This is a genomic window from Streptomyces sp. NPDC030165 (assembly GCF_055573595.1).
This window is the reverse complement of sequence record NZ_JBVIBD010000041.1, coordinates 1-24,657: the sequence shown is the minus strand read 5'-3', so window position 1 is coordinate 24,657 and position 24,657 is coordinate 1. Positions and strand designations below refer to the sequence as shown.

The following is a 24,657-nucleotide window of genomic DNA, read 5'->3' as shown; positions in this document are numbered from 1 at the left end:
AGGAGAACGGACATGACCGGCAAGGCGTACCTCATCGGCGTGGGCATGACGAAGTTCGAGAAGCCGGAGGCCCGGGACCGGCAGTACTGGGACATGGCGGCGGAAGCGGGCGGCAAGGCCCTCGCCGACGCCGGCATCCCGTACAGCGCTGTGGAGCAGGCGCCGGTCGGCTTCTGCCACCAGGCCTCCACCGCCGGGCAGCGCGCCGTCTACGAACTGGGCCTGACCGGCATCCCCGTCTACAACGTCAACAACAACTGCGCGACCGGCGCCACCGCGCTGATGATGGCCCGGCAGTTCGTCGCCTCCGGCCTCAACGACTGCGTACTGGCCCTCGGCTTCGAGAAGATGAAACGCGGCGCGCTCGGCGGCGGCGCGGACAGCGGCGACTTCGCGACCTCACCCGTGGCCCGCCACTACGGCGTGATGGCCGCCGCGCACGGCTTCGAGACGACACCGCCCACCGCGCAGATCTTCGGCAACGCGGCGCGCGAGCACATGGACCGGTACGGCACCACGGAGCGACAGCTGGCCGCGGTCGGCGCCAAGAACCACCGGCACTCGGCGGACAACCCGAACGCCCAGTTCCAGGACGTGTACACGGTCGAGGAGATCCTCGCCGCCCGGACCGTGCACCGGCCGCTGACCAAGCTCCAGTGCTCACCGACCTCCGACGGCTCGGCCGCCGCCGTCGTCGCCTCCGAACGATTCGTACGCGATCACGGGCTCGCCGACCGGGCGGTGGAGATCGCCGCGCAGGCGATGACGACGGACACGCGGGACAGCTTCGCCTCCGGATCCTGCATCGACGTCGTCGGCCGGCCGATGTCCCGGGCGGCCGCCCGCCAGGCGTACGAGGCGAGCGGGCTCGGCATCGAGGACGTCGACGTGATCGAGCTGCACGACTGCTTCTCGGTCAACGAACTCCTGACGTACGAGGCGCTGGGCATGTGCGCGGAGGGCGAGTCCGGCAAGCTCGTCGAGGACGGTGCCACCACCCACGGCGGCCGCTGGGTGGTCAATCCGTCCGGCGGCCTCATCTCCAAGGGGCACCCGCTCGGTGCGACCGGCCTGGCGCAGGCCGCCGAGCTGGTGTGGCAACTGCGCGGGACGGCGGGTGCCCGCCAGGTCCCGGGCGCGCGGGTCGGGCTCGCGCACAACATCGGGCTGGGCGGGGCGGCGGTGGTGACGTTGCTGCGCAGGGGGTGAAGGGCCTCTGTGTACGTATCCGGAGTCCCCGGGACCGACGCCCGGGGGCCCCAGGTCCTCCGTCCTAGGACCTGTGACCGGCTACGTCCGGGCCGATAATCCGATGCCGCGGACGCGTGCCGGGTGCAACTATGGAGACCATGCCCCCGACAGCCGCTCCCGCCACCCTGCCCGAAAACGCCCGCCGCACCCCGCCGCCCGTCTGGCTGGTGACGCTGCTGGTCTGCGCCGGACAGTTCCTCGTCGTCCTCGACGTCTCGGTCGTCAACGTCGCGCTGCCGAGCATGCGCACCGGCCTCGGGCTCAGCGAGCTGGGGCTGCAGTGGGTGGTCAACGCGTACGTGATCACTTTCGCCGGATTCATGCTGCTCGGCGGCCGGGTGGCCGACATCTTCGGGCGCAAACGCATATTCGTCGTGGGGCTCACCCTGTTCACCGTCGCCAGCCTGGCGGGCGGCCTGGCGCAGGAGTCGTGGCACCTGATCGCGGCCCGTACGGTCCAGGGGGTCGGCGCGGCCATTCTGTCCCCGGCCACCCTCACCATCCTCACCACCGCGTTCCCCGCGGGCCCGGCGCGGACCCGTGCCATCGCCACCTGGACCGCGGTCGGCGCGGGCGGCGGCGCCGTGGGCGGCCTGGTCGGCGGGGTGCTGACCGAGTACCTGTCCTGGCGCTGGGTGCTGCTGATCAACGTGCCCGTCGGCGCGCTGGTGCTGGCCGGGGCGCTGCGCTGGCTCACCGAGAGCCGGCGCGGCGAGGGGCGGCGGCTCGACATCCCGGGCGCCCTCCTGGTGACCGCGGGCCTCGCGCTGGTGGCGTACGGCATCGTGCAGACCGAGTCGGACGGCTGGACCTCGGCGAGCGCGCTGCTGCCGCTGGCGGCGGGCCTGCTCGTACTCCTCGCCTTCGTGGCCGTCGAGGCCCGGACGAAGGCGCCGCTGATGCCGCTGACGCTCTTCCGGCTGCGCTCGGTGTACGCGGCGAACAGCGCCATGGTGCTGGCGGGCGCCGCGATGTTCTCCATGTGGTACTTCCTCTCCCTCTATGTGCAGAACGTCCTCGACTACACGCCCCTCGAAGCCGGCCTCTCCTTCATCCCGCACTCGCTGAGCATCGTGCTGGGCTCCAAGATCGGGCCGCGCCTGATGAACCGGGTGGGCGCCAAGTCCCTGGCCGTCGCCGGCGCGCTGGTCTCCGCCGTGGGCATGTTCTGGCAGGGGCAGATGGGCGCCGACGGCACGTACCTCGGCACGCTGCTCGGGCCCGGCATCCTGATGGCCTTCGGCGCTGGTCTGACCGCCACCCCGGTCGCCTCCATCGCCACCTCCGGGGCCGCCCCCTCCGACCAGGGCCTGGTCTCCGGCCTGATCAACACCTCGCGGCAGATGGGCGGCGCGCTCGGCCTGTCCGTCCTGTCCACGGTCGCGGCCACCCGCATCGCGGCGGGCCACGGCGGCCCGGCCGCGATGGCCTCGGGGTACGGCCTCGCCTTCCAGGTCGGTACGGTCATCCTGCTGGCCAGTGTGCTGCTGATGGTCCTGGCCCTGCCCCGCCGCCCGGAGGACGCCCACCATGCCTGAGACCGGACCCGCTGCCCTGCCCGGCACCACCCCCTTCCCCGCCACCGGCCGCCGCGTCCTGGTCAGCGGAGCCTCACGCGGCCTCGGCCGGGCCGTCGCCCACGCCTTCGCCGAGAACGGCGACCGGGTCGCGGTGCACTACGGGTCGCGGCGCGCGGACGCCGAGGAGACCCTGGCGGCCCTGCCCGGCAGCGGCCATGTCCTGCTCGGCGCCGACCTGGCCGGCCCGTCCGGCGCCGCCGCCCTGACCGGCGCGGCGGTCGAAGCCCTCGGCGGCATCGACGTCCTGGTGAACAACGCCGCCGTCAACACCCCGCACCCGCCCGCGACCACCCCGTACGACGACTGGACCGCCGCCTGGCAGCAGCACGTGGCGGTCAATCTCCTCGGCACGGCCCACCTCAGCCACGGCGCGGCGCAGGCGATGATCGCACAGGGCACCGGCGGCCGGATCGTCAACATCGGCTCCCGCGGCGCCTTCCGCGGCGAACCCGACCACCCCGCCTACGGTGCCACCAAGGCCGCCGTGCACGCCCTCGGCCAGTCACTCGCCGTCGCCCTCGCCCCGCACGGCATCGCCGTGGCCTCCGTCGCCCCCGGCTTCATCGACACCGACCGGGTGGCCCACCGCCTGACCGGCCCCGAAGGCGCGGCCGTCCGCGCCCAGAGCCCGTTCGGCCGCGTCGCCGCCCCGCACGAGGTCGCGGCAGCCGTACGGTGGCTGGCCTCCCCGGAGGCGCAGTGGAGTTCGGGCGCGGTACTGGACCTGAACGGGGCGTCGTACTTGCGGACGTGACCGCTCGCCGGAAGCCTTCCCTCCGCCCGGGCGTGGTGGCACCGTCCGCGGCATGGCGAACATCCCCGCGGATCTTTCGTACACCAAGGACCACGAGTGGCTCCGGGTCAGAGGCGATCAGGTCACCGTCGGCATCACCGACCACGCGCAGCGGCAGCTGGGTGACATCGTCTATGCCGAACTGCCCAAGCAGGGCGAGCGGTTCGAGGCGGGTGACGCGTTCGGCTCGCTGGAGTCCGTCAAGGCCGTCACCGAGGTCTACGTACCGCTGACCGGTACGGTCCTCGTGGTCAACGACACCGTCAACGACGCCCCTGAGCAGATCAACGACGAGCCGTACGGCGCGGGCTGGCTGATCGTCCTGCGGCTGACCCGGCCCGCCGAACTCGACGCGCTGCTGGACGCGAAGGGGTACGAGAGCTACCTCCAGGAGGAGACGGCCGGCTGACCACCCGCCCGCCGTCTCCCTACAGCCAGCCGTTCTGGCGGGCGGCGCGTGCCGCCTCCATGCGGTTGCGGGTGCCGGTCTTGCCGATGGCGCCGGAGAGGTAGTTGCGGACCGTGGCCTGCGACAGGTGCAGCTTCCCGGCGATGTCGGCGACGGTCGCCCCGTCCACGGCCGCGGTCAGTACGTCGCGCTCGCGCTGGGTCAGCGGGTTGGGGCCCGCGCTGAGCGCGGCGGCGGCCAGGCCCGGGTCGATGACCCGCTCCCCGGCCAGCACCCGCCGGATCGCCGCCGCCAGGTCCTCCACCGGCCCGTCCTTGACCAGGAAGCCGGAGGCGCCCGCCTCCATCGCCCGGCGCAGATACCCCGGCCGCCCGAACGTCGTCACGATCAGCACCTTGCAGGACGGCAGCGCCTCCCGCAGCTCCGCCGCGGCGTCCAGCCCGCTGCGGCCCGGCAGCTCGATGTCCAGCAGCGCGATGTCCGGCCGCGCCGCCAGCGCCGCCCGCACGATCTCGTCGCCGGCCGACACCTGGGCGACGACCTCCATGTCGTCCTCCAGGTTGAGCAGCAGCGCGAGCGCGCCCCGCATCATCCCCTGATCCTCGGCGAGGAGGACCTTCACACACGCTTCGGCCTGCTCGCCGCCCGGATCGGTCATGGGGCAAGCCTAGCCAGCCGCCGGACCGGGGGCCGCCGGGCCGGGCCTCGGGGGCGGGCCCGGCCCGGCGGCCGGAAGCGGGGTGTCAGACGGGCAGTGCGGTGTCCGCCCGGGCCACCGAGACGATGAAGTCCCGCAGCCGGTCGACGTACAGCCGCAGGCTGGCGTACGCGGCGTCGGTGTCCGGGTGGCGGCCGGCGAACTGCAGGCCCTCGTGGAGCCGGGTGATCCACGCGCACACCTGGTCGCCGTACGAGACCCGGATCAGTCCGTACGCCTTGAGGTGCTGCCACCGTTCGGAGCCCGGGACGCCGCGGGCGTCGACGAAGGAGACGATCGAGTACAGGTCAGGGGAGGTGGGGCGGAAGTCCGAGCCGAGCAGCCGGAGCACGCGGGCGAGGGGGATGCGGGACAGGGACCGGTTCTCTCTCAACGCGGCGCGGACCATCCGCAGGGCGCTGTCGAAGTCCGTCGCCTGCCCTACGGGCACCTCGATCGGCGCGCCGCCCACGTACCAGCCCACGGACTCCGACCACCGGGATCGCGCCCGGGTGTGGAAGGGCACGACGGTGCGGTACACCTGATGCCCGCCGATGTCGCGGACGATCAGGCCGGTGGCCGCGAGGACGCCGATGAAGCTTCCGCCGTACGGGCGGCAGTACGCCTCGAAGGCGGCCGCCGTGGCGTCGTCCACCAGCATCTCGTGCAGGAACTTCTGCGTGGGCAGCGGTCCGGCGGGATCGAGCCCGAGATCGAGGGGGAAGTTCGGCAGCTTTCCGTCGCACTGGTCGATGAACTTGCGCCAGCGGGCGACGATCTCGTGCGTGTCGTCGATCTGGTCGGCGTCGGTGCGTTCGGTGGCGCAGAAGTCGACGTAGCTGGCGACGGGTGCGGTGTCCACGCTGCGGTGTTGGAGTCCGGCCGCGTAGAGTTCGTGGATCTCCGCGGTGATGCGCTGGATCGAGTACGCGTCGACGTTGCTGTGGTCGAACGCCATGTAGACGCTGGTGCTGTCGTCCCGGACGACCGCGGCGAAGATGAAGTTGGGCCAGCCGAGCGCGTCCGCCTCGGCGTCGAAGCGGTCCTGCAGGTGCTGGACCAGTGCCGCCGCGTCGGGGAAGTCGCCGATCTCCTCGCGGTGCAGGACGACGTCGTCGGCGTCGAGCGTGAATCTCTGCATCTCGTCGTCGCGCCAGCGGAAACCGCTGCGCAGCGTCTCGTGCCGCAGCGTCCAGGCCCGCAGCGCTTCCTGGAGGACGTCGAGATCGGCCTGCCCGTGTATGTCGAAGGCGGTGCCGAGCCAGGTCGGTACGAACAGGCCGCCCTGGCGCACCGTGCGCGCCGTGCGCACGTGGGACTCCTGGATGTACGCGGGCGGCCGGACGTCTTTCGGCAGGTTCATCGCGGTCTCGACGGCCGTCGGGTGCAGTGTCCACTCCACCAGCCGTCCGGGCCGGACCTCGCAACGCTGGATGTCGGTCATGCGCACAGGGTTCTCCGTTCGTAGGCGCGGGAACTCAGCTACAGGTTGTCCCGGACGGGGCGGGAGTTATCCCCTGAGGGCGAAGTTGCGTTGCGGTGCGGGTGTTCCGTACGCGGAGAGACGCACCCTAGCGTTCCGGCGCCGGTTCCTCGCCGTCCACCGGCAGCTCCGCCACCAGCCGGAACCCGCGCCGCCCGTCCGGCCCCGTGTCCAGCGTGCCGCCGGCGGCCGCCAGGCGTTCGGTGAGGCCCTTGAGGCCGGTGCCGCCGGTGGTGGGCGGTGTGGCGGACGGGGTGGGGCCGTGGCCGTCGTCGGTGACGGTGAGGCGGGCGCGGTCGCCCGTGGCGTCGGTGCGGATCTCGATCTCGCAGCGGGTCGCGCCGCTGTGCCGGACGGTGTTGGTGACGCCCTCGCGTACCACCCAGCCGAGCAGCGCGCTCGCCTGCGGGGGCAGCGGCGGGCCGGACTCGCGTACGACGGGTTCGATGCCGGCGGCTCGGAGGGCGGAGCGGGCGCGGTCCAGTTCGGTGCTCAGACTGCCCTCGCGGTAACCGGTGACCGCCTCGCGGATCTCGGTGAGCGCCTGGCGGCCCACCGCCTCGATGTCGGCGGTCTGGGCCAGCGCCGCGTCCAGGTCGCGCGGCGCCAGCCGCCGTGCCGCCTCCGCCTTGACGACGATCACCGACAGGGTGTGGCCGAGCAGGTCGTGCAGGTCGCGGGAGAAGCGCAGGCGTTCCTTCTCGACGGCGGTGCGGGCCAGTTCCTGGCGGGTGGCATTGAGCTGCTTGACGGTGTCGAAGAGGCTGAGGACGGTGGCGGCGACCATGCCGGAGATGAAGGTGCCGTATCCGATGGCGGCGGCCATCCAGTGATCGCCGAAGAGCCGGCCCGCGATGGTGCCCGCCGAGGCGCTGAGGACGAACAGCAGGATGAAGTGGGTCCTGCCGCGGATGGCCCGTACCGTGCCGGAGGCCAGGGACAGGAGCGGGAAGAAGAGCAGCCAGGCGTGGCCGAAGGCGATCGAGATGGTGTAGGTGACCGCGGTCAGGGCGGCGAGTCCGTACACCGGGACGCGGGAGTCGCGGTAGCGGGGGCCGAAGGCCGAGAAGACGACGAAGATGTAGATCGAGTTGAAGGCGAGCAGGCCGGTCCCCGCCAGCCAGGTGTTCTGGGACTTGCCGCTGATGATGTTGGACAGGGCGCCGGCGCCCATCAGCAGCCACGGCAGGAAGGTGTAGCCGCGCGGGCCCTTGCCCTTGGCGGGGCCGCGCCCGTCGCGCTCCTCGGCCCCGGCGTCCTCGCGCGCTCCGTCGGTCACTTCGAGCAGGCCTGACCAGCCCGGCGCGGCCGGCTTGCAGGTACGGGCCCGCCGGCCGGGGCCGGCCCACCTGCTCCGCCCGTCCTGGTCGTCCCGTTCGGTCTGCCGGTTCCTGCGCACGTTCCGTACTGCCTCTTCCCTGTTCCGCGCCGCTGTCCGCGCTCTGCCCGCGACGCTACCGATGCCGTCGGCGGCCCCGGCAGAGGTGAATGTACGCGGTCGGGACAGACAAATGTCACAGAGGCGGGCGGGTGGCGGCGGCGCCTGCACCTGACGGGCCGTCAGGGGGTTCCCGGCTTCCGCCGGATCGGCTATACATGAGAGCCGTCGGATAGAACGCGTTCTAGAACGTCGGGCCGGGCGCCGTCGCCGGCCCGGACCGCCGACGCGGGCGGCCGACCGCAAACGACCCCGGCACGGCCGACGGTGCGGACGGCCGGGCCGGGGTCTTCAACACCGTGGTGAAGGAGCAGCAGCCCCATGCCCATCGACGCCGCCAAGGCCACCTCCGCCGAGCCGCGGACCACCGGACTCGCCTGGGAGCCGAAGGACGTCCTGCTCTACCACCTCGGCATCGGCGCCGGCGTGCCCGCCACCGACCCCGCTGAGCTGCGCTACACCCTGGAGAGCACGCTGCACGTGCTACCCAGCTTCGCGACGGTGGCGGGCGGCGGCATGGCGCTGGCCGGCGGCCTGTCCGCGCCCGGCATCGACGTGGACCTCGCCGCCGTCCTGCACGGCGGCCAGACCGTGACCGTGCACCGGCCCCTGCCCGTACGGGGGCGGGCCGTCCAGACATCCACCGTCCCCGCCGTGTACGACAAGGGGAAGGCCGCGGTCATCGTGCTGCGCTCCGAGACGGCTGACGACGACGGGCCGCTGTGGACGTGCGACACGCAGATTTTCGTCCGGGGAGAGGGCGGGTTCGGCGGGGAGCGCGGGCCGTCCAGCCGGCTCCCGCTGCCCGAGCGCGCACCGGACCGCACCGTCGAACGGCACGTACGGGAGGACCAGGCGCTGCTCTACCGCCTGTCCGGCGACTGGAACCCCTTGCACGCCGACCCCGAGTTCGCCGAGCTCGCCGGCTTCGACCGACCGATCCTGCACGGGCTGTGCACCTACGGCATCACGCTGAAGGCGGTGGTGGACGAGGTACTGGGCGGCGACGTGGCGCGCGTCGCCGCGTACACGACCCGGTTCGCGGGGGTGGTCTTCCCCGGCGAGACGCTGCGCGTGCGCATGTGGCAGGAGCCGGAGCGGGTCCTGGTGTCGGTGACGGCGGCCGACAGGGAGGACGCGCCGGTCCTGGCGGACACGGCCGTCGACATCAGCCCGTCCGGTACATGAGGAACGGCATGTGAGGAACGGTACGTGAGCACCTCGTCCCCGGCGCCCGACCCGTCCGGTCCGCCGCCCCGCGAAGGGAGCGCACCATGCGCGCAGCGATACAGCACCAGACAGGCCAGGAGAAGCTGGAAGTCATCGACGACGTCGAGGCGGTGGGGTTCGGTCCGGGGAAGGTACGGATCCGGATGCGGGCCACGGGACTGTGCCACTCCGACCTGTCCGCGATGAGCGGGGTGCTGCCGCAGCCCGCGCCGTTCGTCCCCGGGCACGAGGGCGCGGGCGAGATCGTGGAGGTGGGCGACGGCGTCGAGGGCCTGGCGGCCGGGGACCGCGTCCTGATGTGCTGGCTGCCCGCCTGCGGTACGTGTCCGTCCTGCAAGCGCGGCCAGACCCACCTGTGCCTGGCCGGGTTCATGAGCGCCGGCACCCCGAACTTCCGCCGTCCCGGCGCCGACCCGTCCGACGTCTTCGGGTTCGCGGGCACCGGCACCTTCGCCGAGGAGGTCGTGGTCGCCGCCCACTGCGCCGTACCGGTCCCGGACGACGTGCCGTACGAGATCGCGGCGCTGATCGGGTGCGGGGTGACGACGGGGCTGGGCGCCGCGATGAACACCGCGCAGGTCGAGCCCGGCGCGTCGGTCGCCGTCATCGGCTGCGGCGGCGTCGGCATCTCGGCGGTACAGGGCGCGCGGGTGTGCGGCGCCGCGCAGATCGTCGCGGTGGACCCGGTGGCCTCGCGCCGCGAGGCGGCGCTGCGCTTCGGCGCCACCGAAGCGGTCTCCCCGGAGGAGCTGGCCGACGCCAAGCAGCGGATCACCGGCGGCGAGGGCTTCGACTACGTCTTCGAGGTGGTCGGCAGGTCCGCCACCGCACGCACCGCGTACGAGACGACGCGGCGCGGCGGCACACTCTGCGTCGTCGGCGCCGGGGCGATGGACGACCACTTCCAGGTCAGCATGTTCGAGCTGTTCTTCGACGAGAAGCGCATCCTGCCGTCGCTGTACGGCGGCCAGGACGCGCTGCGCTCCTACGAGCGGGCCATCGCCCTGTGGCGGGCGGGCCGCATAGACCTGGCGGGGCTGATCACCCACCGGGTCCGGCTGCCGGAGATCAACGAGGCGCTGGAGCAGATGCGCAGCGGTACGGCCCTCCGTACGTGCATCGAGATGTGACCGGGCCGGTCCCGGTGCGCCGCGTCCCCGCCCGTACACCGAACGAGAGGAAGCCGAGAACGTGACTGCTCCCACCGAACGGCCGCTCGACGGACTGACCGCGATCGTCACCGGGGCCGCCCGCGGCCTGGGCCGTGCGGAGGCGCTGGAACTCGCCCGGCTCGGCGCGGCCGTCGTCGTCAACGATTACGGGCAGCCCGGCCGCGACGGCTCCGGCGCGGCGTCGGCGGCCCCGGCCGAGGAGACCGCCGCCGAGATCCGCGCCGCGGGCGGCGAGGCCGTCGCGCACGTCGGTGACGTCGCCGACCACGAGACGGCCCGCGGCCTGGTCCAGCAGGCCGTCGAACGCTGGGGCAAGCTGGACATCCTGGTCAACAACGCGGGCATCCTGCGCGACCGGATGGTGTTCTCCATGACGGAGGACGAGTGGGACTCGGTGATCCGCGTCCATCTCAAAGGCCACTTCAACACCACCCGCTTCGCCGCCGCCCACTGGCGCGCACGGTCCAAGGCCGCGGGCGCCGCCGTGTACGGGCGGATCGTCAACACCTCGTCCGAGGCGTTCCTCGCCGGCTCGGCGGGCCAGCCCAACTACGCGGCGGCCAAGGGCGGCATCGTCGGTCTGACCACCTCCTCGGCGCTCGCACTGGCCAAGTACGGGGTCACCGCCAACGCCGTCTGCCCGCGCGCCCGCACCAGGATGACCGAGGACGTCTTCGCCGGGTTCGAGGTGCCGGCGGACGGGTCCCTCGACGCGCTGGCCCCCGAACACGTCGCGCCACTGGTCGGCTATCTGGCCTCGCCCGCCGCCGCGCGGGTCAACGGGCAGCTGCTCGTCGTGCACGGCGGCATGGTCGCGGTGGTCGAACGGCCCAAGGTGGCGGCGCAGTTCGACACCGCGAAGGACGTCTTCACGTACGCGGAACTGGACGGTGTGCTGACGCCGTACTACGCGGAGCGCCCGCCGGACGAGACGTTCGCGGCGACGGAGGTGCTGGGCCTCAAACGGCGCTGAGCTCCTGCGCCGGCCGCAAGGCAGCAGGACAGCAGGACAGCAGGACACAGCACGCGCGACGACGGCCGTGGCTGCCGTACCCCTGACCGGGCGGTACGGAAGCCACGGCCGTCGCGCGGCGCGTGGTCCGGAGCGGGCCCGCAGGCTCAGGCGTCCTGGGGCTGCTTGTTCCGGCGGTGCCGGCCGTTCGGGGAGGCGTCGGTGTCCTCCGAGGCGGCCGGGCCACGGTGTTTGCCGGAGCCTGCCGCCGCGGCGGCCTGGGCGGCGTCCTGCGGGCGCGCCTGGGTCGTATCGGTTCGGGCTTCGGACATGCGAGGAGTCACTCCGTCAGATCGCTTGCGGCTGTACGCGTCGGGACCTCTCCCGGCCGCAGCCGGGATGTGCCGCGGCACGATGCCGTCGGTGGCCGGTCGACCGGCCGCGCAGCCCCCGCCCGATACTAACGAAGCGAAAGATCTTGCTCTACCGGGCCGCCAGTGGCGCCTGTTGCAGCGGCACCGGTCTGCACGGAGAGGGATGTGCGGACGCGCCGTACGGTTCCTGGATCACTGCCTCCGCTTGTGTGGATGGTGTGGAGGCGGCGGGCGGTGGTGGCTGCGCATGCACGTACATCGGTGGGGGAGTTGAGGGGACTCGTACCCATCGTGCGGGTCTGACCGGGAAGCCGGCCGGCACGAGGTCCCCGGAGGGCAGCGGCGCGGAGGGCAGCGGCGCGGAGGGGAGCACCGTGGCGGGAGCGGTCGCGGCGGACGTGTCCGGACCACGCCCGGCGCCGCCGGTCGCACCGTCCGGGGGCTGCCCGCCAGTGGCGGGCGCCGGCAGCCGGGCCACCCCGCACGGCACCGCCGGCGTCTCGAACGGCAGCCGCAGTTCCCCGTCCGGCGTCCACAGCCCTGTGCCCGCCAGCCAGCCGCGCGGCGGCGGAAGCTGCCGCAGCCGGCGCTCCGCGGGCCGCCAGACCCCCAGCCAGGTGCCGCCGAGCGCGTCGATACGGAACGCCACCGCGCTGCTCTCCGGCGCCAGCGCCTGCCCCGACTGCACGGCGAACGGCTGGAGCGCGGCGTCCGGCAGCCGCAGGCACTCCGGGAAGCGCACCGGCAGCGCACTGCCCAGGACGCCCCACCCCAGCCGGTCGTGCCCCGCCGCGTCCGACCGCAGCACCAGCAGCCCGCTGTCCGGATCGGCCAGCAGCAGCCGGTCGTTGCTCGCCTCGGTGATCTCCAGCAGCGGACTGACCTCGCCGCCGCGCTCCAGGTCGACCACCACCGTCTTGGTGCGCCCGTCCAGCTCCTGGTCGAGGGCGAGCAGCCGGCCCGTACGGTCCAGCCAGACGCCGCCCGCGCAGCGGCCCTCGATCTCGGCGGCACAGGCGGGTACGGAGCGGGCCCGGCCGGGGACGGTGGACTGCCGGCCGTCGTGCACCAGCCACAGCACGGTGGAGTGCTCGCCGGGCGCGAGCGCGTACGCGCGCGAGCCGCAGGGCGCGGCCGGCAGCAGCGTCAGCTCCGCCGCTTCCACGGCGCCGAGCGGCAGTTCGCCGGTGCCCGGACCGGTCGGGTACAGCAGGCTGAGCGCGAAGCGGCCCGCGACCCGGCGGCGGATCAGCACCCGGCCGTCCGTGAGGGGCAGCAGCCCGGCGTCCGCCTCCTCGGGCTGCCGCCCTGGCAGGGGAACCGCGTACGGCTCGGGTCCCGCCAGCGTCCAGCGCTCGGGGAACCAGCTCCCGGTGCTCTCGTGCCGCGCGAGCCGGGCGGCGTAGGAGCCGTCGGCGGCGATCGTCAGCGCCGCGCTGTGCTGCCGGGTGTCCGGCATCGCGGCGTCCTCGGTGACACAGGCTGTCATCGAGTGCTCACCTCCAGTCAGTGCGGTCGAAGCTAGTTTTCGCACTCTCAAACGAGTAGTGAAGGTTGCGGCACTTCACGCAAAAGAGTGGCGGATGTCCGGTTCGCCTGGGATGGGGGAGGCGCTTGTGCTCCGTGAAGCGGTACGGAGACGGTCACGCGGGCGGTCGCGGGGACGGTGGAGGCAGCGCCACCGCTCCGGCGGCCCGGGCGCCCGCCGTACGTCCCGGCGGCCACCGCGCCCCCGCTCTTTCCGGCCACCGCGCCCCGCCCCTGCGGACCGCCGTCCGAAGCGGCCCGGCATACCGGTACGGCTGAGAGGTAACCTTCCACCCGTGCCCGTACTGTCTGAAGTCCTCGCCGCGCTCGACGCCCTCTGGCCCCCCGAGCGGGCCGCATCGTGGGACGCCGTCGGGACGGTCTGCGGTGATCCGGACGCCGAGGTGCGCCGGGTCCTGTTCGCCGTCGACCCCGTGCAGGAGATCGCCGACGAGGCGGTCCGGATCGGTGCCGACCTGCTCGTCACGCACCACCCGCTCTACCTGCGCGGTACGACCACGGTCGCGGCCGGCACCTTCAAGGGCCGCGTCGTGCACACGCTGATCAAGAACGACATCGCGCTGCACGTGGCGCACACCAACGCCGACACCGCCGACCCCGGCGTCTCCGACGCGCTGGCCGGCGCCCTGGACCTGCGTGTCCTGCGCCCGCTGGTGCCGGACGCCACGGACGCCGACGGACGCCGCGGCCTGGGCCGGATCTGCGAGCTGCCGCACCCGATGACGCTCGCGGAGTTCGGCCCGTACGCCGCCGCCCGGCTGCCCGCCACCGCGCAGGGTGTCCGGATCGCCGGCGACGCGGCCCGTACGATCCGCACGGTCGCCGTCTCCGGCGGCTCCGGCGACAGCCTCTTCGACGACGTACGGGCGGCGGGCGTGGACGCGTTCCTCACCGCCGACCTGCGCCACCACCCCGCCTCCGAGGCGACCCAGAAGAGCCCGCTGGCGCTGCTGGACGCCGCCCACTGGGCCACCGAGTGGCCCTGGTGCGAGCAGGCCGCGGCCCAGCTCGACGAGATTTCCGACCGGCACGGCTGGAACCTGCGCACCCACGTGTCGCGCACGGTCACCGACCCCTGGACCGCCCACGCGGCGTCCGACGCCCGCACGACCCCGACGAATACATCAGGAGCCCCCCGCTGAACGCCGCGCCCGCCGACCAGATCCGCCTCCTCGACGTCCAGGCCCTGGACGTGAGGCTCAGCCAGCTCGCCCACAAGCGCCGCAACCTCCCCGAGCTGGCCGAGATCCAGACCCTGGAGGGCGACCTCACCCAGCAGCGCGACCTGCTCGTCGCCGCGCAGACCGAGGAGAGCGACACCACCCGCGAGCAGACCAAGGCGGAGCAGGACGTGGACCAGGTGCGCCAGCGCGCCGCCCGCAACCAGCAGCGCCTGGACTCCGGTGCCATCACCTCGCCCAAGGACCTGGAGAACCTCCAGAGGGAGGTCGCCTCCCTCGCCAAGCGCCAGGGCGACCTGGAGGACGTCGTCCTGGAGGTCATGGAGCGCCGTGAGTCCGCCCAGGAGCGCGTCACCGAGCTGACCGAGCGCGTGCGGTCCGTGCAGGCCAAGATCGACGACGCGGCCGCCCGCCGGGACGCCCGGTTCGGCGAGATCGACGCCGAGGCCGACACGGTGCGCAAGGAGCGCGAGCTGACCGTCGCCGACATCCCGGCCGACCTGCTGGCGCTCTACGACAAGCTGCGCGAGAAGCAGGGCGGGCTCGGCGCCGCCCGCCTCTACCAGCGCCGCTGCGAAGGCTGCCGCCTGGAGCTGGACATCACCGAACTGAACGACGTGCGCAGCGCGCCCGCCGACAAGGTCGTGCGCTGCGAGAACTGCAGCCGCATCCTGGTGCGCACGCCCGACTCGGGCCTGTAGACCGTGGCCCGTACGTTCGTCGTCGAGGCCGACGGCGGGTCCCGAGGCAACCCGGGGCCCGCGGGCTACGGCGCGGTCGTCCTCGACCCGGAGACGGGCGAGACGCTGGCCGAGGCCGCCGAGTACATCGGCACGGCGACCAACAACGTCGCCGAGTACCGGGGCCTGCTGGCCGGGCTGCGTACCGCGCACGCGCTGGACCCGGAGGCGGACGTCCGGGTGCGGATGGACTCCAAGCTCGTCGTCGAGCAGATGTCCGGGCGCTGGAAGATCAAGCACCCGGACATGCGGCCGCTGGCGGCGGAGGCGCAGAGCGTCTTCCCGCCCGGCCGGGTCACATACGAGTGGATCCCGCGCGAGCGCAACAAGCACGCCGACCGGCTCGCCAACGAGGCCATGGACGCGGGCAAGGCCGGCCGGCAGTGGCAGGCGCGGGACTCCCGGGCCGAACCGGACGCGGGCGGCCCGGCGCGCAGTGCCGCGGCCCGCGCGGCCGACGCGGAGGTGGAGGCCACCGGGCCGAAGGCGCCGCCGGCGGGCTGGGCGCCCGCCGACCTCGGGGCGCCGACCACGCTCGTCCTGCTGCGGCACGGCGAGACCGCGCTGACCCCGCAGAAGCGGTTCTCCGGCAGCGGCGGCTCGGACCCCGAGCTGTCCGAGGCCGGGCACCGGCAGGCCGGAGCGGCCGCCGCCGCGCTCGCCGCGCGCGGCACGGTCCAGGCCGTCGTCAGCTCGCCCCTCAAGCGCTGCCGGCAGACGGCCGAGACCGTCGCGGCCCGCCTCGGCCTGGACGTACGCATCGACGAGGGCCTGCGCGAGACCGACTTCGGCGCCTGGGAGGGCCTGACCTTCGCCGAGGTCCAGGAGCGCCACCCCGAGGACCTCGCCGCCTGGCTCGGCTCCGCCAAGGCGGCACCCACCGGCGGCGAGTCCTTCGCCGCCGTCGCCCGCCGCGTCGCCCTCTCCCGCGACAAGCTGCTGGCCCGGTACGCGGGCCGCACGGTGCTGCTGGTCACGCACGTCACCCCGGTCAAGACCCTGGTACGGCTGGCCCTCGGCGCCCCGCCGGAGGCGCTGTTCCGGATGGAACTCTCCGCCGCGTCGCTGTCGGCCGTCGCGTACTACGCCGACGGGAACGCTTCGGTACGGCTGGTGAACGAGACGGCGCATCTGCGCTGAGGACGGGGGAGACCCCGGGGCGCGGGCGGGCTTTTCCGTTCTCCGGCCGGCCGGGCTTTTCCGTCACCGTACGGGCCCGCCCGCTGTCGTGGGTTTTTCCTGACTTCCCGGGCTCTTTCCTGCCACCTTCCGGCTCTTTTCCGGCCGTTTCCATCTGGCCTGAATCCCGCGTTCTCCACCGGCCCCGGGCCGGATCGCGCGGCTGGCTCGATCGGTTCCTTGTACCGCGCACTCCGTCTTCATAGCGTCGCTGGCACACGGGGACGCGGCCTGTGTCCTTTCCCTTGCCGATGCGGGAATTCCGCATGCCTGTACGGAGGTTGGTATGCCCAGCGAATACACCGAGCCCGTCGAGGTTTCCCCGTCCGTCGCGGCGGCCAACCGGGAGGCCGCGGAGCGTATGACGGAACGCGGTGGACAGGACTTCGAGGACGCGGGCCGCAATCTGATGGCGCGGCCGGACGCCCCGGTGATCTTCTCCCGCTCGGCCCGCGACACGGTGGTGTGGGACTTCACCGCGTACGACTTCCTCACCGACGGCGAGGGGCAGGCGCCGCGCACGGTCGACCCGGGCCTGTGGCGCCAGGGGACGCTCACCGCGATGGCCGGGCTGTTCCTGGTCACCTCCGGCCCGAGCCGGTCCGTCTACCAGGTGCGCGGCTACGACCTGTCCAACATGACGATCATCGAAGCGGACGGCGGGATCATCGTCATCGACCCGCTGGCCTGTTACGAGACCGCGCAGGCCGCGCTCAAGCTGTACCGGGACACCACCGGCAACCAGCACCCGGTCGTCGCGCTGATCTACACCCACAGCCACGTCGACCACTTCGGCGGCGCCCGCGGCCTGTTCGCCGAGCGGAACGACGAGGTCCCCGCCGACCTGCCGGTCATCGCACCCGAAGGGTTCCTGGAGCACGCCGTCAGCGAGAACGTCTACGCGGGCCCGGCGATGGCGCGCCGCGCCGAGTACATGTACGCCGCGAAGCTGGACAAGAGCCCGTACGCGCAGGTCGGTTCGGGGCTGGGGCTGACCGTCTCCACCGGCGAGGTCACCCTGCTGCCGCCGACCGACTCCATCGGCGCCGCCCAGGCCGTCACCGGCGACGACTGGTCGCCCGCCGACGTCATCCCGTGGCGGGCGGGGCTGCACCGCCGCGTCATCGACGGCGTACGGCTGCTCTTCCAGCTCACGCCCGGCACCGAGGCGCCCGCGGAGATGAACATCTACCTCCCCGAACTGCGCGCCCTGTGCATGGCGGAGAACGCCACCCACAACCTGCACAACATCCTCAGCCTGCGCGGCGCCCAGGTGCGCGACGCCCACGCCTGGGCGAAATACCTCACCGACGCGATCCAGACCTTCGGCGAACACACCGAAGTGGAATTCGCCTCCCACCACTGGCCGCGCTGGGGCAAGGAAAGCATCCTTGAATTCCTGAGCAATCAGCGGGACATGTACGCGTACCTCAACGACCAGACGCTGCGTCTGATCAACCGGGGATACACCGGAAGCGAGATCGCCGAGGAACTCCAGCACCTGCCGGCCGGTCTCGCCGAACACTGGTACAACCAGGGTTACTACGGTTCGCTCAGCCACAACTTCAAGGCGGTCTATCAGCGTTACATGGGCTGGTTCGACGGAAATCCGGCCCACCTGTGGAACCTTCCGCCGGCCGCGGCCGGCACCCGCTACGTGGCGGCGATGGGCGGCGCCGAGGCCGTCGTACGGCAGGCGCAGGAGGCGTACGACCGCCGGGACGACGACCCGGACGCGTACCGCTGGGTCGTGGAACTGCTCAACCACGTCATCTTCGCCGACCCCGCCACCGTCTCCGAACAGGCGGTCCAGGACGCCAAGGCCCTCCAGATCAAGACCTTCGCCCAGCTCGGCTACGGCGCCGAGAACGGGCCGTGGCGCAACTTCTTCCTGACCGGCGCGGAGGAGCTGCGTACGGCGCCGGAGCGGCCCGCCGGCAAGGGAGCGCCGGATCTGGTCCGCAGCATGAGCCTGGAGCAGGTCTTCGCGGCCATGGCGCGCAGCGTGGACGGTCCGGCGGCGGCGCGGGAACAGCGCGCCGCGATCGTGCTCCAGTGGCAGTTCACGGACACCGGGCAGGAGTGCACCACCACCCTGCGCAACGGTGTCCTCGTGTACGTCGGGGGCAAGGACCTGTATGCCGGCAAGCCGCAGGCCACCATCACCCTCACCAGGTCGGCGTTCGACTCGCTCGTCCTCGAAGGGCCGCTGTTCCAGCGGAACTTCGACGCGGCCGTCGAGAAGGGGACCATCCGCGTCGACGACCGGCCGGCCGCGGACACCGTCTTCGGCTACCTGACGGTCCCGGACCCGGTGTTCCCGATCGTCACGCCGTAACGCGCCGGCCCGTAGCGCCCGCGGCCGCGTCGTCGCCTCAGCGCAACGACGCGGCCTCGCGGGCCAGCCGCTCCACCCGGCCCCAGTCCTTGGCGCGCAGCGCGTCCGCCGGCAGCATCCACGTACCGCCCACGCAGCCCACGTTCGGCAGCGCCAGGTAGTCGGGGGCCGAGGCCAGGCCGATGCCGCCGGTCGGACAGAACCGGGCCCGGGGCAGCGGCGAGGCGAGCGACTTCAGGTACGCCGTGCCGCCCGCGGTCTCGGCGGGGAAGAACTTCATCTCGGTCACGCCCTCGTCCAGGAGCGTCACCACCTCCGACGCCGTCGAGACGCCGGGCAGGAACGGCAGGCCGCAGGATTTCATCGCGGCCAGCAGCCGCGGCGACCACCCCGGGCTCACCAGGAAGCGGGCCCCCGCCGCGACCCCTGTGGCCACGTGCTCGGGGGTCAGCACCGTGCCCGCGCCGACGACGGCCTCCGGGACCGCGTCGGCGATGGCCCGTATGGCCTGCGGCGCGGCGGCCGTCCGCAGTGTCACCTCGATGGCGGGCAGCCCGCCCGCCACGAGCGCGCGGGCGAGCGGGACGGCGTCGGCCGCGTCATCGAGGACCACGACCGGGATGACGGGGGCGAGCCCCAGCACGGAGGACGGGGCGGCGGGGGAGGGGGCGGCAGCACTGGTCACGGGCCCATAGTGCGCCGACCCGTCATCGTTCGCAATGGTCGTTGCAAATACTGCAACGCCCTGTCCCGCGGCCGGGCCTACAGCTCCTTCACCACCACATCGACCGCCCACGCCTTGCCCGCCTTCGCCGGCGCCTCGGCCTCCACCACGTACCCGAGGTCGCCCAGCGCCTCGACCAGCTCCGCGGGCCCGTCCGGCGCCCGCCCCGCCGTCAGCAGATCGCGGACCAGCCGCCCCTTCGTCGCCTTGTTGAAGTGGCTGACCACCGACCGCTTCTCCACCCCGTTCACGGTCTTCGACTGGAGCACCCGCACCGTCGCCGTACGGCCCGCCACCTCCCCCTTCGGCTTCCAGGCCGTCGCGTACGCCGCCGACCGCAGGTCCAGGACCAGCCCGTCCCCGGCCTCCTCCGGCAGCACCTCGGCCATCGGCGTACGCCAGAACGCGCCCAGCGCGCCCAGCCCCGGCAGCTTGACCCCCATCGAGCAGCGGTACGACGGAATCCGGTCGCCGACCCGCACCGCGCCCCACAGCCCCGAGAACACCAGCAGCGACGACTCCGCCGACCGCCGCGCCTTCGCGTCGAGCGTGGCGAGCCCCAGCGCGTCGTACAGCACGCCGGTGTAGATCTCCCCGGCCGGACGCGTCCCGGCCGCCCGCAGCCCGGCGTTCTTGGCGATCTCGCCCTTGAGGCCGTCGCTCAGCCCGAGGACCTCCTGCGCCTTCGTCCCGTCCGCCGCGCACAGCCCGACCAGCTCTTCGAGCACCGCCTCCCGCGCCGGACCCAGCCCGGGCAGCGACAGCGCCCCCAGATCCAACGGCTCCCCGCCCCCGGACGCGGCCTTCCCTTCGGACGGCGGCAACAACACGAGCACGCGCTTCTCCTTAACCTCCTGTGCACTGGCTCCGCCACCTTACGGTTCGGGGCGGGGCGGCCCGCGCGGCGAGGGACGGCCGGTCCGCGCGGCGAGGGGCGGCTCCCGCCCCTGAGTGACCTGACGTGCCCCCGCCCACCAACCCCCCTACGCTCAAAAACATGCCCCGCCGCCACCTCCGCGTGACCGCCGCAGCCGAGGCGCCCGTGCGCGCCGCGCTGCGGGAGCTGCGGGCGCGGCTGGACATCCCGCAGACCTTTCCGCTCTCCGCGCAGGCCGAGGCGGACAGCGCCGCGCGCTGGCCGCACCCGCCCGCCGACACGGCCGCCACCGACGAGACCGGCATCCCGCTGTTCACCGTCGACCCGCCCGGCTCGATGGACCTCGACCAGGCGATGCACCTGTCCCGGCGCCCCGGCGGCGGCTTCCGCGTCGACTACGCCATCGCCGACGTGGCCTCCTTCGTCACTCCCGGCGGCGCCCTGGACGCCGAGGCGCACCGCCGCGTGACGACCCTCTACTTCCCCGACGGACACGTCCCGCTGCACCCGCCCGTCCTCGGCGAGGGCGCCGCCAGCCTGCTCCCCGACGAGGTCCGCCCCGCCGTCCTGTGGCGGCTCGACCTCGACGCGGACGGCGCGCTGCGCTCGACGGACGTACGCCGCGCCCTCGTCCGCTCGCGGGCCCGGCTGGACTACGAAGGCGTGCAGCGCGCCATCGACACCGGCACCGCCGAGGAACCGCTCGCCCTCCTGCGCGACATCGGCCGCCTCCGTGAGGACCTGGAGCCGGCCCGCGGCGGCATCTCCCTCAACGTTCCCGAGCAGGAGATCGTCGAGCGCCCGGACGGCTACGCCCTCGCCTACCGGGCGCCCCGCCCCGCCGACGCCTGGAACGCCCAGATCTCCCTGCTCACCGGCATGGCCGCGGCCGAGCTGATGCTCGCCTCCGGCACCGGTGTGCTGCGTACGCTGCCCGCCGCCCCGGACGGCGCGGTCGCCCGCCTGCGCCGTACCGCCCGCGCCCTCGGCGTCGACTGGCCGCCCCACACCTCGTACGCCGCCCTCGTCCGCACCCTCGATCCCGCCCGCAGCACGCACGCCGCATTCCTCCAGGACTGCACGGCCCTGCTGCGCGGCGCGGGCTACACCGTCTTCGACGGCGACCCGCCGGCCCCGGACCAGGCCCGGCACGCCGCCGTCGCCGCCCCGTACGCGCACGTCACCGCCCCGCTGCGCCGCCTCGCCGACCGCTACGGCGCCGAGCTGTGCCTGGCCGCGGCGGCCGGAAAGGAACCGCCGGACTGGGTCCGTACGGCGCTGCCCGCCCTCCCCGGCGAGATGGCGGAGGGCGGCCGCCGGGCAGCCCAGGTCGAGCGGGAGTGCGTCGACCTCGTCGAGGCGGCCGTGATGCAGGACCGCCTCGGAGAGGTCTTCGACGGGTACGTGGTCGATGTGCAGGACGGGCGGCCGGACCGGGGCACGGTGCACCTGGACGACCCGGCGGTGATCGGCCGCGTCGACGGCGGCGAGCAGGTCCCGGAGCTGCCGCTGGGCCGCCCCCTGCGGGTCCGCCTCACCGAAGCCGACCCCGGCCGTGTCCCCGTCCGCTTCACCCCCGCGTGACGGCGTCCGGGTCCCCGCCGGCCCTGCCCCCGCGGCGAGGTCGGGCCTCAGCCGGCCGGAAGGTAGCATGGTCGGCACGGCGGACGAGCCGGCCGGACGGCCGCGTGGGGATGCACCGCATCCTCCCGAGGAACGTCCGGGCTCCACAGGGCAGGGTGGTGGGTAACGCCCACCCGGGGTGACCCGCGGGACAGTGCCACAGAAAACAGACCGCCGGTGCCGCAAGGCGCCGGTAAGGGTGAAACGGTGGTGTAAGAGACCACCAGCCTCCGAGGTGACTCGGAGGGCTAGGTAAACCCCACCCGGAGCAAGGTCAAGAGGAGACACCCCGGTGTCTCTGCGCGGACGTTCGAGGGCTGCCCGCCCGAGTCCGCGGGTAGACCGCACGAGGCTGCCGGCAACGGCAGCCCTAGATGGATGGCCGTCTCCCGGCGGGCCGCGAGGCCCGCCGGTGACAGAACCCGGCGTACAGGCCGACTCGTCCGCCGCCTTTCGCCGCACTCTTCCGGCAGGGCAGCCGCGCCGGTCCACGGTGACCGTGGACGGCTGCGCCGGGCTGCGGGGTGGATGGGGTGACGGAAGTGGAAGGATGGGTTCTATGAGTTCCAACGTATTTTTCGACATCACCATTGACGACACCCCCGCGGGCCGCATCGTCTTCAAGCTGTACGACGACGTCGTGCCCAAGACCGCGCGCAACTTCCGTGAGCTGGCCACCGGCGAGCACGGCTTCGGTTACGCGGGATCGCCCTTCCACCGGGTCATCCCCGAGTTCATGCTGCAGGGCGGCGACTTCACCCGCCGCAACGGCACCGGCGGCAAGAGCATCTACGGTGACCGCTTCGCGGACGAGAACTTCCAGCTGAAGCACGACCGCCCGTTCCTGCTGTCCATGGCGAACGCCGGCAAGAACACCAACGGCTCGCAGTTCTTCATCACGACGGTGGAGACGCCGTGGCTGGACGGTGCGCACGTGGTCTTCGGCGAGGTCGTCGAGGGCACGGACCTGGTGAAGAAGATCGAGGGGCTGGGCTCGCGCTCCGGTGCCACCTCCGCGAAGATCGAGGTGGCGTCCTCGGGCGTCGTGGACGCCGCGTAACGGGTCCATAGCGCCAGAGACCGCGAAGACCCCCGGGACAGTGTCCCGGGGGTCTTCGCGTAGAGGCGGGCGTGGCCGCTCAGGACTGGGGACGGCTGCCGTGGTTGGCACCGTTCTTCCGGCGTGCCTTCTTCTTACGGCGTCGCTTCGACGACATGGCGTCTCCTCTCCGCAGGGGTTCGCAGGGCTTTCCTCCGCATTTCTACCATTTCATGGCGGAGTCCTGCCCTCCGGTCCCGGGGCCGGATACCCGCCTCACGGAACACCACACGTCTCGTGAGACACATCACGGTGAACGAGGGGAGAGGTGGGAGGGCACGGGGGAGAGGGATCAGGGGGCGGCAGCGCAGTCGTAGAGGGGTTCGGGGACGGTGGGGTCGGAGGCGGCGGCGTACGCCTTCGGGTCGACCTTGGCGCAGGCGGAACGGACCCAGGCGTTGATCCTGGCCGTTTCGGAGGCGCCGCCGCCCGCTGCCGCGGTGGGGTTGAGCAGGGCGAAGCGCAGATGACCCGAGGCCACCAGGTGCCGGTACTCGGCGAGGGTGACCGACGTGGCCATGCCGGCGAAGCCGCCGAGCGGCAGGATCGGCAGACCGGTGTGGGTGATGGCCCGGGAGCGGGCCCAGCCGCCGTCGGCGGAGAGGGTGTACTCGGCCTGGCCGTTGTGCTGCCGCACGTAGTCCAGCAGGCGTTTCTGGGCGGCGGTCAGCGGGGCCGGCGACATGTCGTACGAGGCGCCGCCCGCGCCCCCGTAGACCGCGCCGCCCGGCGCGCCGGCCGTGGCGTTCTGGCCGCCCGGCCCGGCGTGCGCCTCGAACGACGAGCCCGCGTACCGCTGGTCCAGTACGGACAGGGACCACGCTGCCGGGGCCGCGAAGAGGGCGACGCAGGTGGCGGCCAGGGCGGTGCGGGCGACGGAGCGCAGGCGGCTGCCGGTGGCGCGGCCGTACGACAGGAGGGCGATGGCGCTGACGAGCGCCGCCGTGATGATCACCGGGACGAGCCAGGGGGCGAAGCCGGTGTGCCCGGCGGCGATGAAGGACGCCCAGGCGGCCTGGACGGCGACGGCCAGAGGGAGGAGGCAGCGCCTCGGGGCGCCGGCGGCGGCGCGGTGGACCCGCCACAAGGTCACGGCTCCGGCGGCCGCCAGCGCGGCGAGCGCGGGGGCCAGGCCCGCCACGTACGCGGTGTGCGGGATGTCGACCACGCTCAGGACGGCGGCCGTGGTCAGCAGCCAGGCGCCCCACACCAGGTAGCCGCCGCGCAGCCGGTCCGTACGGGGACGCCTGCCGCGCAGCACCAGGCCGTGGACCAGGCCGATCAGGGCGAGCGGGTAGAGCCAGCCGATCTGGGGGGTGAAGCGGGAGGTGAGCAGCTTGTACCAGGTGTTCTTCTCGCTGCCCAGGCTGACCATTTTGCGGGCGGGGCCGGAACCGGAGCGGGAGCCGGGGGCGGGGGTGCGGGTGGCCGGGCTGGTGGTGCGGCTGTCGGGGCGGTTGGCCGTGGGCGGGTATTTGCCGCTCGGTCCGCCCGGCCCTCCCGGTCCGCTCTCCGCCGGCCGGCTGAATCCGTTGTACTCGAAGACCATCGACAGCGCGCTGTTGTTCGTCGAGCCGTCCGCGTACGGGCGTACGTCCTTCGGTGTGAACGTCATCATCAGCACCCACGAGAACGACACCGCGAACAGCACGGCCCCCGCGGTCAGTACGTGGCCGATCCGGGCGCGCGCCGTGACGGGGGCGGTGACGAGGTAGCCGATGGCGAGGGCGGGGACGATGAGCCACGCCTGCATCATCTTGGTCTGGAAGGCCAGGCCCACCCACACACCGGCCCACACCAGCGAGTGCAAGCGGGCGCCCTGCACGGCGAGTTGGAACCGGTCGGCGGCCAGCAGCAGGCACATGATCAGTGCCGCGTCGGGGATGGCGTGGCCGAACAGGGAGGCGGTGACGGGGGTGAGGGTGAGCAGTGCGGCGGCCAGGAGGCCGGTGGCGGGGCCTTGCCAGCG

The 24,657-nt window shown here is 73.2% G+C and carries 22 protein-coding genes and 1 other RNA gene; 14 read left to right on the top strand and 9 right to left on the bottom strand.

The genetic code is table 11. The features are described from left to right. Positions 1–12: 12 nt before the first annotated feature. The 4 genes from ACZ4Z1_RS40140 (at position 13) to gcvH (ending at position 4,033) form a co-directional block, all read left to right on the top strand. Positions 13–1,209, top strand: a complete 1,197-nt coding sequence (locus ACZ4Z1_RS40140; RefSeq protein ID WP_468491648.1) for a lipid-transfer protein — start codon at positions 13–15, stop codon at positions 1,207–1,209. A 131-nt stretch (positions 1,210–1,340) separates the two neighbouring features. After that, positions 1,341–2,789, top strand: a complete 1,449-nt coding sequence (locus ACZ4Z1_RS40135; RefSeq protein ID WP_468491647.1) for an MFS transporter — start codon at positions 1,341–1,343, stop codon at positions 2,787–2,789. Continuing rightward, complete coding sequence (locus ACZ4Z1_RS40130) at positions 2,782–3,585, top strand: SDR family NAD(P)-dependent oxidoreductase (protein ID WP_468491646.1); 804 nt, start codon at positions 2,782–2,784, stop codon at positions 3,583–3,585. Before ACZ4Z1_RS40135 ends, ACZ4Z1_RS40130 begins: the two co-directional genes overlap by 8 nt. A 52-nt stretch (positions 3,586–3,637) precedes the next feature. Beyond that, on the top strand, positions 3,638–4,033 hold the full coding sequence (gcvH, locus tag ACZ4Z1_RS40125; RefSeq protein WP_468491645.1) for a glycine cleavage system protein GcvH: 396 nt from the start codon (positions 3,638–3,640) through the stop codon (positions 4,031–4,033). Between the two features lie 19 nt (positions 4,034–4,052). Here gcvH and ACZ4Z1_RS40120 read toward each other — a convergent pair whose 3' ends face one another. The 3 genes from ACZ4Z1_RS40120 to ACZ4Z1_RS40110 form a co-directional block, all read right to left on the bottom strand. Continuing rightward, complete coding sequence (locus ACZ4Z1_RS40120; protein ID WP_468491644.1) at positions 4,053–4,691, bottom strand: response regulator; 639 nt, start codon at positions 4,689–4,691, stop codon at positions 4,053–4,055. 85 nt (positions 4,692–4,776) lie between these two features. Then, positions 4,777–6,174 (bottom strand): condensation domain-containing protein, encoded by a 1,398-nt coding sequence (locus tag ACZ4Z1_RS40115; protein ID WP_468491643.1) that lies wholly within the window; start codon positions 6,172–6,174, stop codon positions 4,777–4,779. 127 nt (positions 6,175–6,301) lie between these two features. Next, a complete protein-coding gene (locus tag ACZ4Z1_RS40110; RefSeq protein ID WP_468491642.1) occupies positions 6,302–7,612 on the bottom strand; it encodes a sensor histidine kinase in 1,311 nt (436 codons plus the stop codon). 360 nt (positions 7,613–7,972) lie between these two features. Here ACZ4Z1_RS40110 and ACZ4Z1_RS40105 point away from each other — a divergent pair, with 360 nt between their 5' ends. The 3 genes from ACZ4Z1_RS40105 to ACZ4Z1_RS40095 all read left to right on the top strand — a co-directional run bounded on the left by ACZ4Z1_RS40105 (position 7,973) and on the right by ACZ4Z1_RS40095 (position 11,026). Beyond that, on the top strand, positions 7,973–8,839 hold the full coding sequence (locus tag ACZ4Z1_RS40105) for a MaoC/PaaZ C-terminal domain-containing protein (protein WP_468491641.1): 867 nt from the start codon (positions 7,973–7,975) through the stop codon (positions 8,837–8,839). Between the two features lie 86 nt (positions 8,840–8,925). Next, positions 8,926–10,011: a Zn-dependent alcohol dehydrogenase gene (locus ACZ4Z1_RS40100; protein WP_468491640.1), complete on the top strand. Its 1,086-nt coding sequence runs from the start codon at positions 8,926–8,928 to the stop codon at positions 10,009–10,011. Positions 10,012–10,072: 61 nt separating this feature from the next. After that, positions 10,073–11,026 carry a 3-oxoacyl-ACP reductase gene (locus tag ACZ4Z1_RS40095; RefSeq protein WP_468491639.1) on the top strand — a complete coding sequence of 318 codons (954 nt, stop codon included), beginning with the start codon at positions 10,073–10,075 and terminating at the stop codon, positions 11,024–11,026. A gap of 146 nt (positions 11,027–11,172) precedes the next feature. On the opposite strand, the gene ACZ4Z1_RS40090 is transcribed toward ACZ4Z1_RS40095, so the two are convergent. Together ACZ4Z1_RS40090 and ACZ4Z1_RS40085 are read right to left on the bottom strand one after the other, a co-directional pair. After that, positions 11,173–11,337, bottom strand: a complete 165-nt coding sequence (locus ACZ4Z1_RS40090; protein WP_468491638.1) for a hypothetical protein — start codon at positions 11,335–11,337, stop codon at positions 11,173–11,175. 151 nt (positions 11,338–11,488) lie between these two features. Continuing rightward, positions 11,489–12,868 carry a hypothetical protein gene (locus ACZ4Z1_RS40085; protein ID WP_468491637.1) on the bottom strand — a complete coding sequence of 460 codons (1,380 nt, stop codon included), beginning with the start codon at positions 12,866–12,868 and terminating at the stop codon, positions 11,489–11,491. 334 nt (positions 12,869–13,202) lie between these two features. On the opposite strand from ACZ4Z1_RS40085, the gene ACZ4Z1_RS40080 reads away from it, so the two are divergent. The 4 genes from ACZ4Z1_RS40080 (at position 13,203) to ACZ4Z1_RS40065 (ending at position 18,365) form a co-directional block, all read left to right on the top strand. Then, the gene (locus ACZ4Z1_RS40080; RefSeq protein ID WP_468491636.1) at positions 13,203–14,069 is read left to right on the top strand and encodes a Nif3-like dinuclear metal center hexameric protein; all 867 of its coding nucleotides are present in this window, start codon (positions 13,203–13,205) and stop codon (positions 14,067–14,069) included. Then, positions 14,066–14,809, top strand: coding sequence for a zinc ribbon domain-containing protein (locus ACZ4Z1_RS40075; RefSeq protein WP_468491662.1), 744 nt, complete (start codon positions 14,066–14,068; stop codon positions 14,807–14,809). The genes ACZ4Z1_RS40080 and ACZ4Z1_RS40075 overlap by 4 nt, the downstream gene beginning before the upstream one ends. A 3-nt stretch (positions 14,810–14,812) precedes the next feature. Beyond that, positions 14,813–15,988 (top strand): bifunctional RNase H/acid phosphatase, encoded by a 1,176-nt coding sequence (locus ACZ4Z1_RS40070; protein WP_468491635.1) that lies wholly within the window; start codon positions 14,813–14,815, stop codon positions 15,986–15,988. A gap of 325 nt (positions 15,989–16,313) precedes the next feature. Beyond that, on the top strand, positions 16,314–18,365 hold the full coding sequence (locus tag ACZ4Z1_RS40065) for an alkyl/aryl-sulfatase (protein WP_468491634.1): 2,052 nt from the start codon (positions 16,314–16,316) through the stop codon (positions 18,363–18,365). 37 nt (positions 18,366–18,402) lie between these two features. Here the strand turns inward: ACZ4Z1_RS40065 and eda are convergent, their stop codons facing one another. Next, a complete protein-coding gene (gene eda, locus ACZ4Z1_RS40060) occupies positions 18,403–19,050 on the bottom strand; it encodes a bifunctional 4-hydroxy-2-oxoglutarate aldolase/2-dehydro-3-deoxy-phosphogluconate aldolase (RefSeq protein WP_468491633.1) in 648 nt (215 codons plus the stop codon). A gap of 77 nt (positions 19,051–19,127) precedes the next feature. Continuing rightward, positions 19,128–19,925: a peroxide stress protein YaaA gene (gene yaaA, locus ACZ4Z1_RS40055; RefSeq protein ID WP_468491632.1), complete on the bottom strand. Its 798-nt coding sequence runs from the start codon at positions 19,923–19,925 to the stop codon at positions 19,128–19,130. A gap of 161 nt (positions 19,926–20,086) precedes the next feature. Here yaaA and ACZ4Z1_RS40050 point away from each other — a divergent pair, with 161 nt between their 5' ends. From ACZ4Z1_RS40050 to ACZ4Z1_RS40040, 3 genes are all read left to right on the top strand, one after another. Next, a complete protein-coding gene (locus ACZ4Z1_RS40050) occupies positions 20,087–21,550 on the top strand; it encodes an RNB domain-containing ribonuclease (protein ID WP_468491631.1) in 1,464 nt (487 codons plus the stop codon). A gap of 84 nt (positions 21,551–21,634) precedes the next feature. Further along, positions 21,635–22,035: RNase P RNA component class A (rnpB, locus tag ACZ4Z1_RS40045), an RNA gene on the top strand. Positions 22,036–22,148: 113 nt separating this feature from the next. Next, positions 22,149–22,649 (top strand): peptidylprolyl isomerase, encoded by a 501-nt coding sequence (locus ACZ4Z1_RS40040; RefSeq protein WP_468491630.1) that lies wholly within the window; start codon positions 22,149–22,151, stop codon positions 22,647–22,649. A gap of 79 nt (positions 22,650–22,728) precedes the next feature. Here ACZ4Z1_RS40040 and ACZ4Z1_RS40035 read toward each other — a convergent pair whose 3' ends face one another. Together ACZ4Z1_RS40035 and ACZ4Z1_RS40030 are read right to left on the bottom strand one after the other, a co-directional pair. Continuing rightward, entirely contained in the window at positions 22,729–22,806 is a 78-nt protein-coding gene (locus tag ACZ4Z1_RS40035; protein WP_370443954.1) for a 50S ribosomal protein bL37, read from the bottom strand. A gap of 174 nt (positions 22,807–22,980) precedes the next feature. After that, a partial coding sequence (locus ACZ4Z1_RS40030) for an ArnT family glycosyltransferase (protein ID WP_468491629.1) occupies positions 22,981–24,657 on the bottom strand: 1,677 nt, incomplete at its 5' end.

Coding starts and splice junctions, on each gene's coding strand:
- ACZ4Z1_RS40140 (WP_468491648.1), top strand. CDS start 13: ATGACCGGCAAGGCGTACCTCATCGGCGTGGGCATGACGAAGTTCGAG.
- ACZ4Z1_RS40135 (WP_468491647.1), top strand. CDS start 1,341: ATGGAGACCATGCCCCCGACAGCCGCTCCCGCCACCCTGCCCGAAAAC.
- ACZ4Z1_RS40130 (WP_468491646.1), top strand. CDS start 2,782: ATGCCTGAGACCGGACCCGCTGCCCTGCCCGGCACCACCCCCTTCCCC.
- gcvH (WP_468491645.1), top strand. CDS start 3,638: ATGGCGAACATCCCCGCGGATCTTTCGTACACCAAGGACCACGAGTGG.
- ACZ4Z1_RS40120 (WP_468491644.1), bottom strand. CDS start 4,691: ATGACCGATCCGGGCGGCGAGCAGGCCGAAGCGTGTGTGAAGGTCCTC.
- ACZ4Z1_RS40115 (WP_468491643.1), bottom strand. CDS start 6,174: ATGACCGACATCCAGCGTTGCGAGGTCCGGCCCGGACGGCTGGTGGAG.
- ACZ4Z1_RS40105 (WP_468491641.1), top strand. CDS start 7,973: ATGCCCATCGACGCCGCCAAGGCCACCTCCGCCGAGCCGCGGACCACC.
- ACZ4Z1_RS40100 (WP_468491640.1), top strand. CDS start 8,926: ATGCGCGCAGCGATACAGCACCAGACAGGCCAGGAGAAGCTGGAAGTC.
- ACZ4Z1_RS40090 (WP_468491638.1), bottom strand. CDS start 11,337: ATGTCCGAAGCCCGAACCGATACGACCCAGGCGCGCCCGCAGGACGCC.
- ACZ4Z1_RS40085 (WP_468491637.1), bottom strand. CDS start 12,868: ATGACAGCCTGTGTCACCGAGGACGCCGCGATGCCGGACACCCGGCAG.
- ACZ4Z1_RS40065 (WP_468491634.1), top strand. CDS start 16,314: ATGCCCAGCGAATACACCGAGCCCGTCGAGGTTTCCCCGTCCGTCGCG.
- ACZ4Z1_RS40050 (WP_468491631.1), top strand. CDS start 20,087: ATGCCCCGCCGCCACCTCCGCGTGACCGCCGCAGCCGAGGCGCCCGTG.
- ACZ4Z1_RS40040 (WP_468491630.1), top strand. CDS start 22,149: ATGAGTTCCAACGTATTTTTCGACATCACCATTGACGACACCCCCGCG.
- ACZ4Z1_RS40035 (WP_370443954.1), bottom strand. CDS start 22,806: ATGTCGTCGAAGCGACGCCGTAAGAAGAAGGCACGCCGGAAGAACGGT.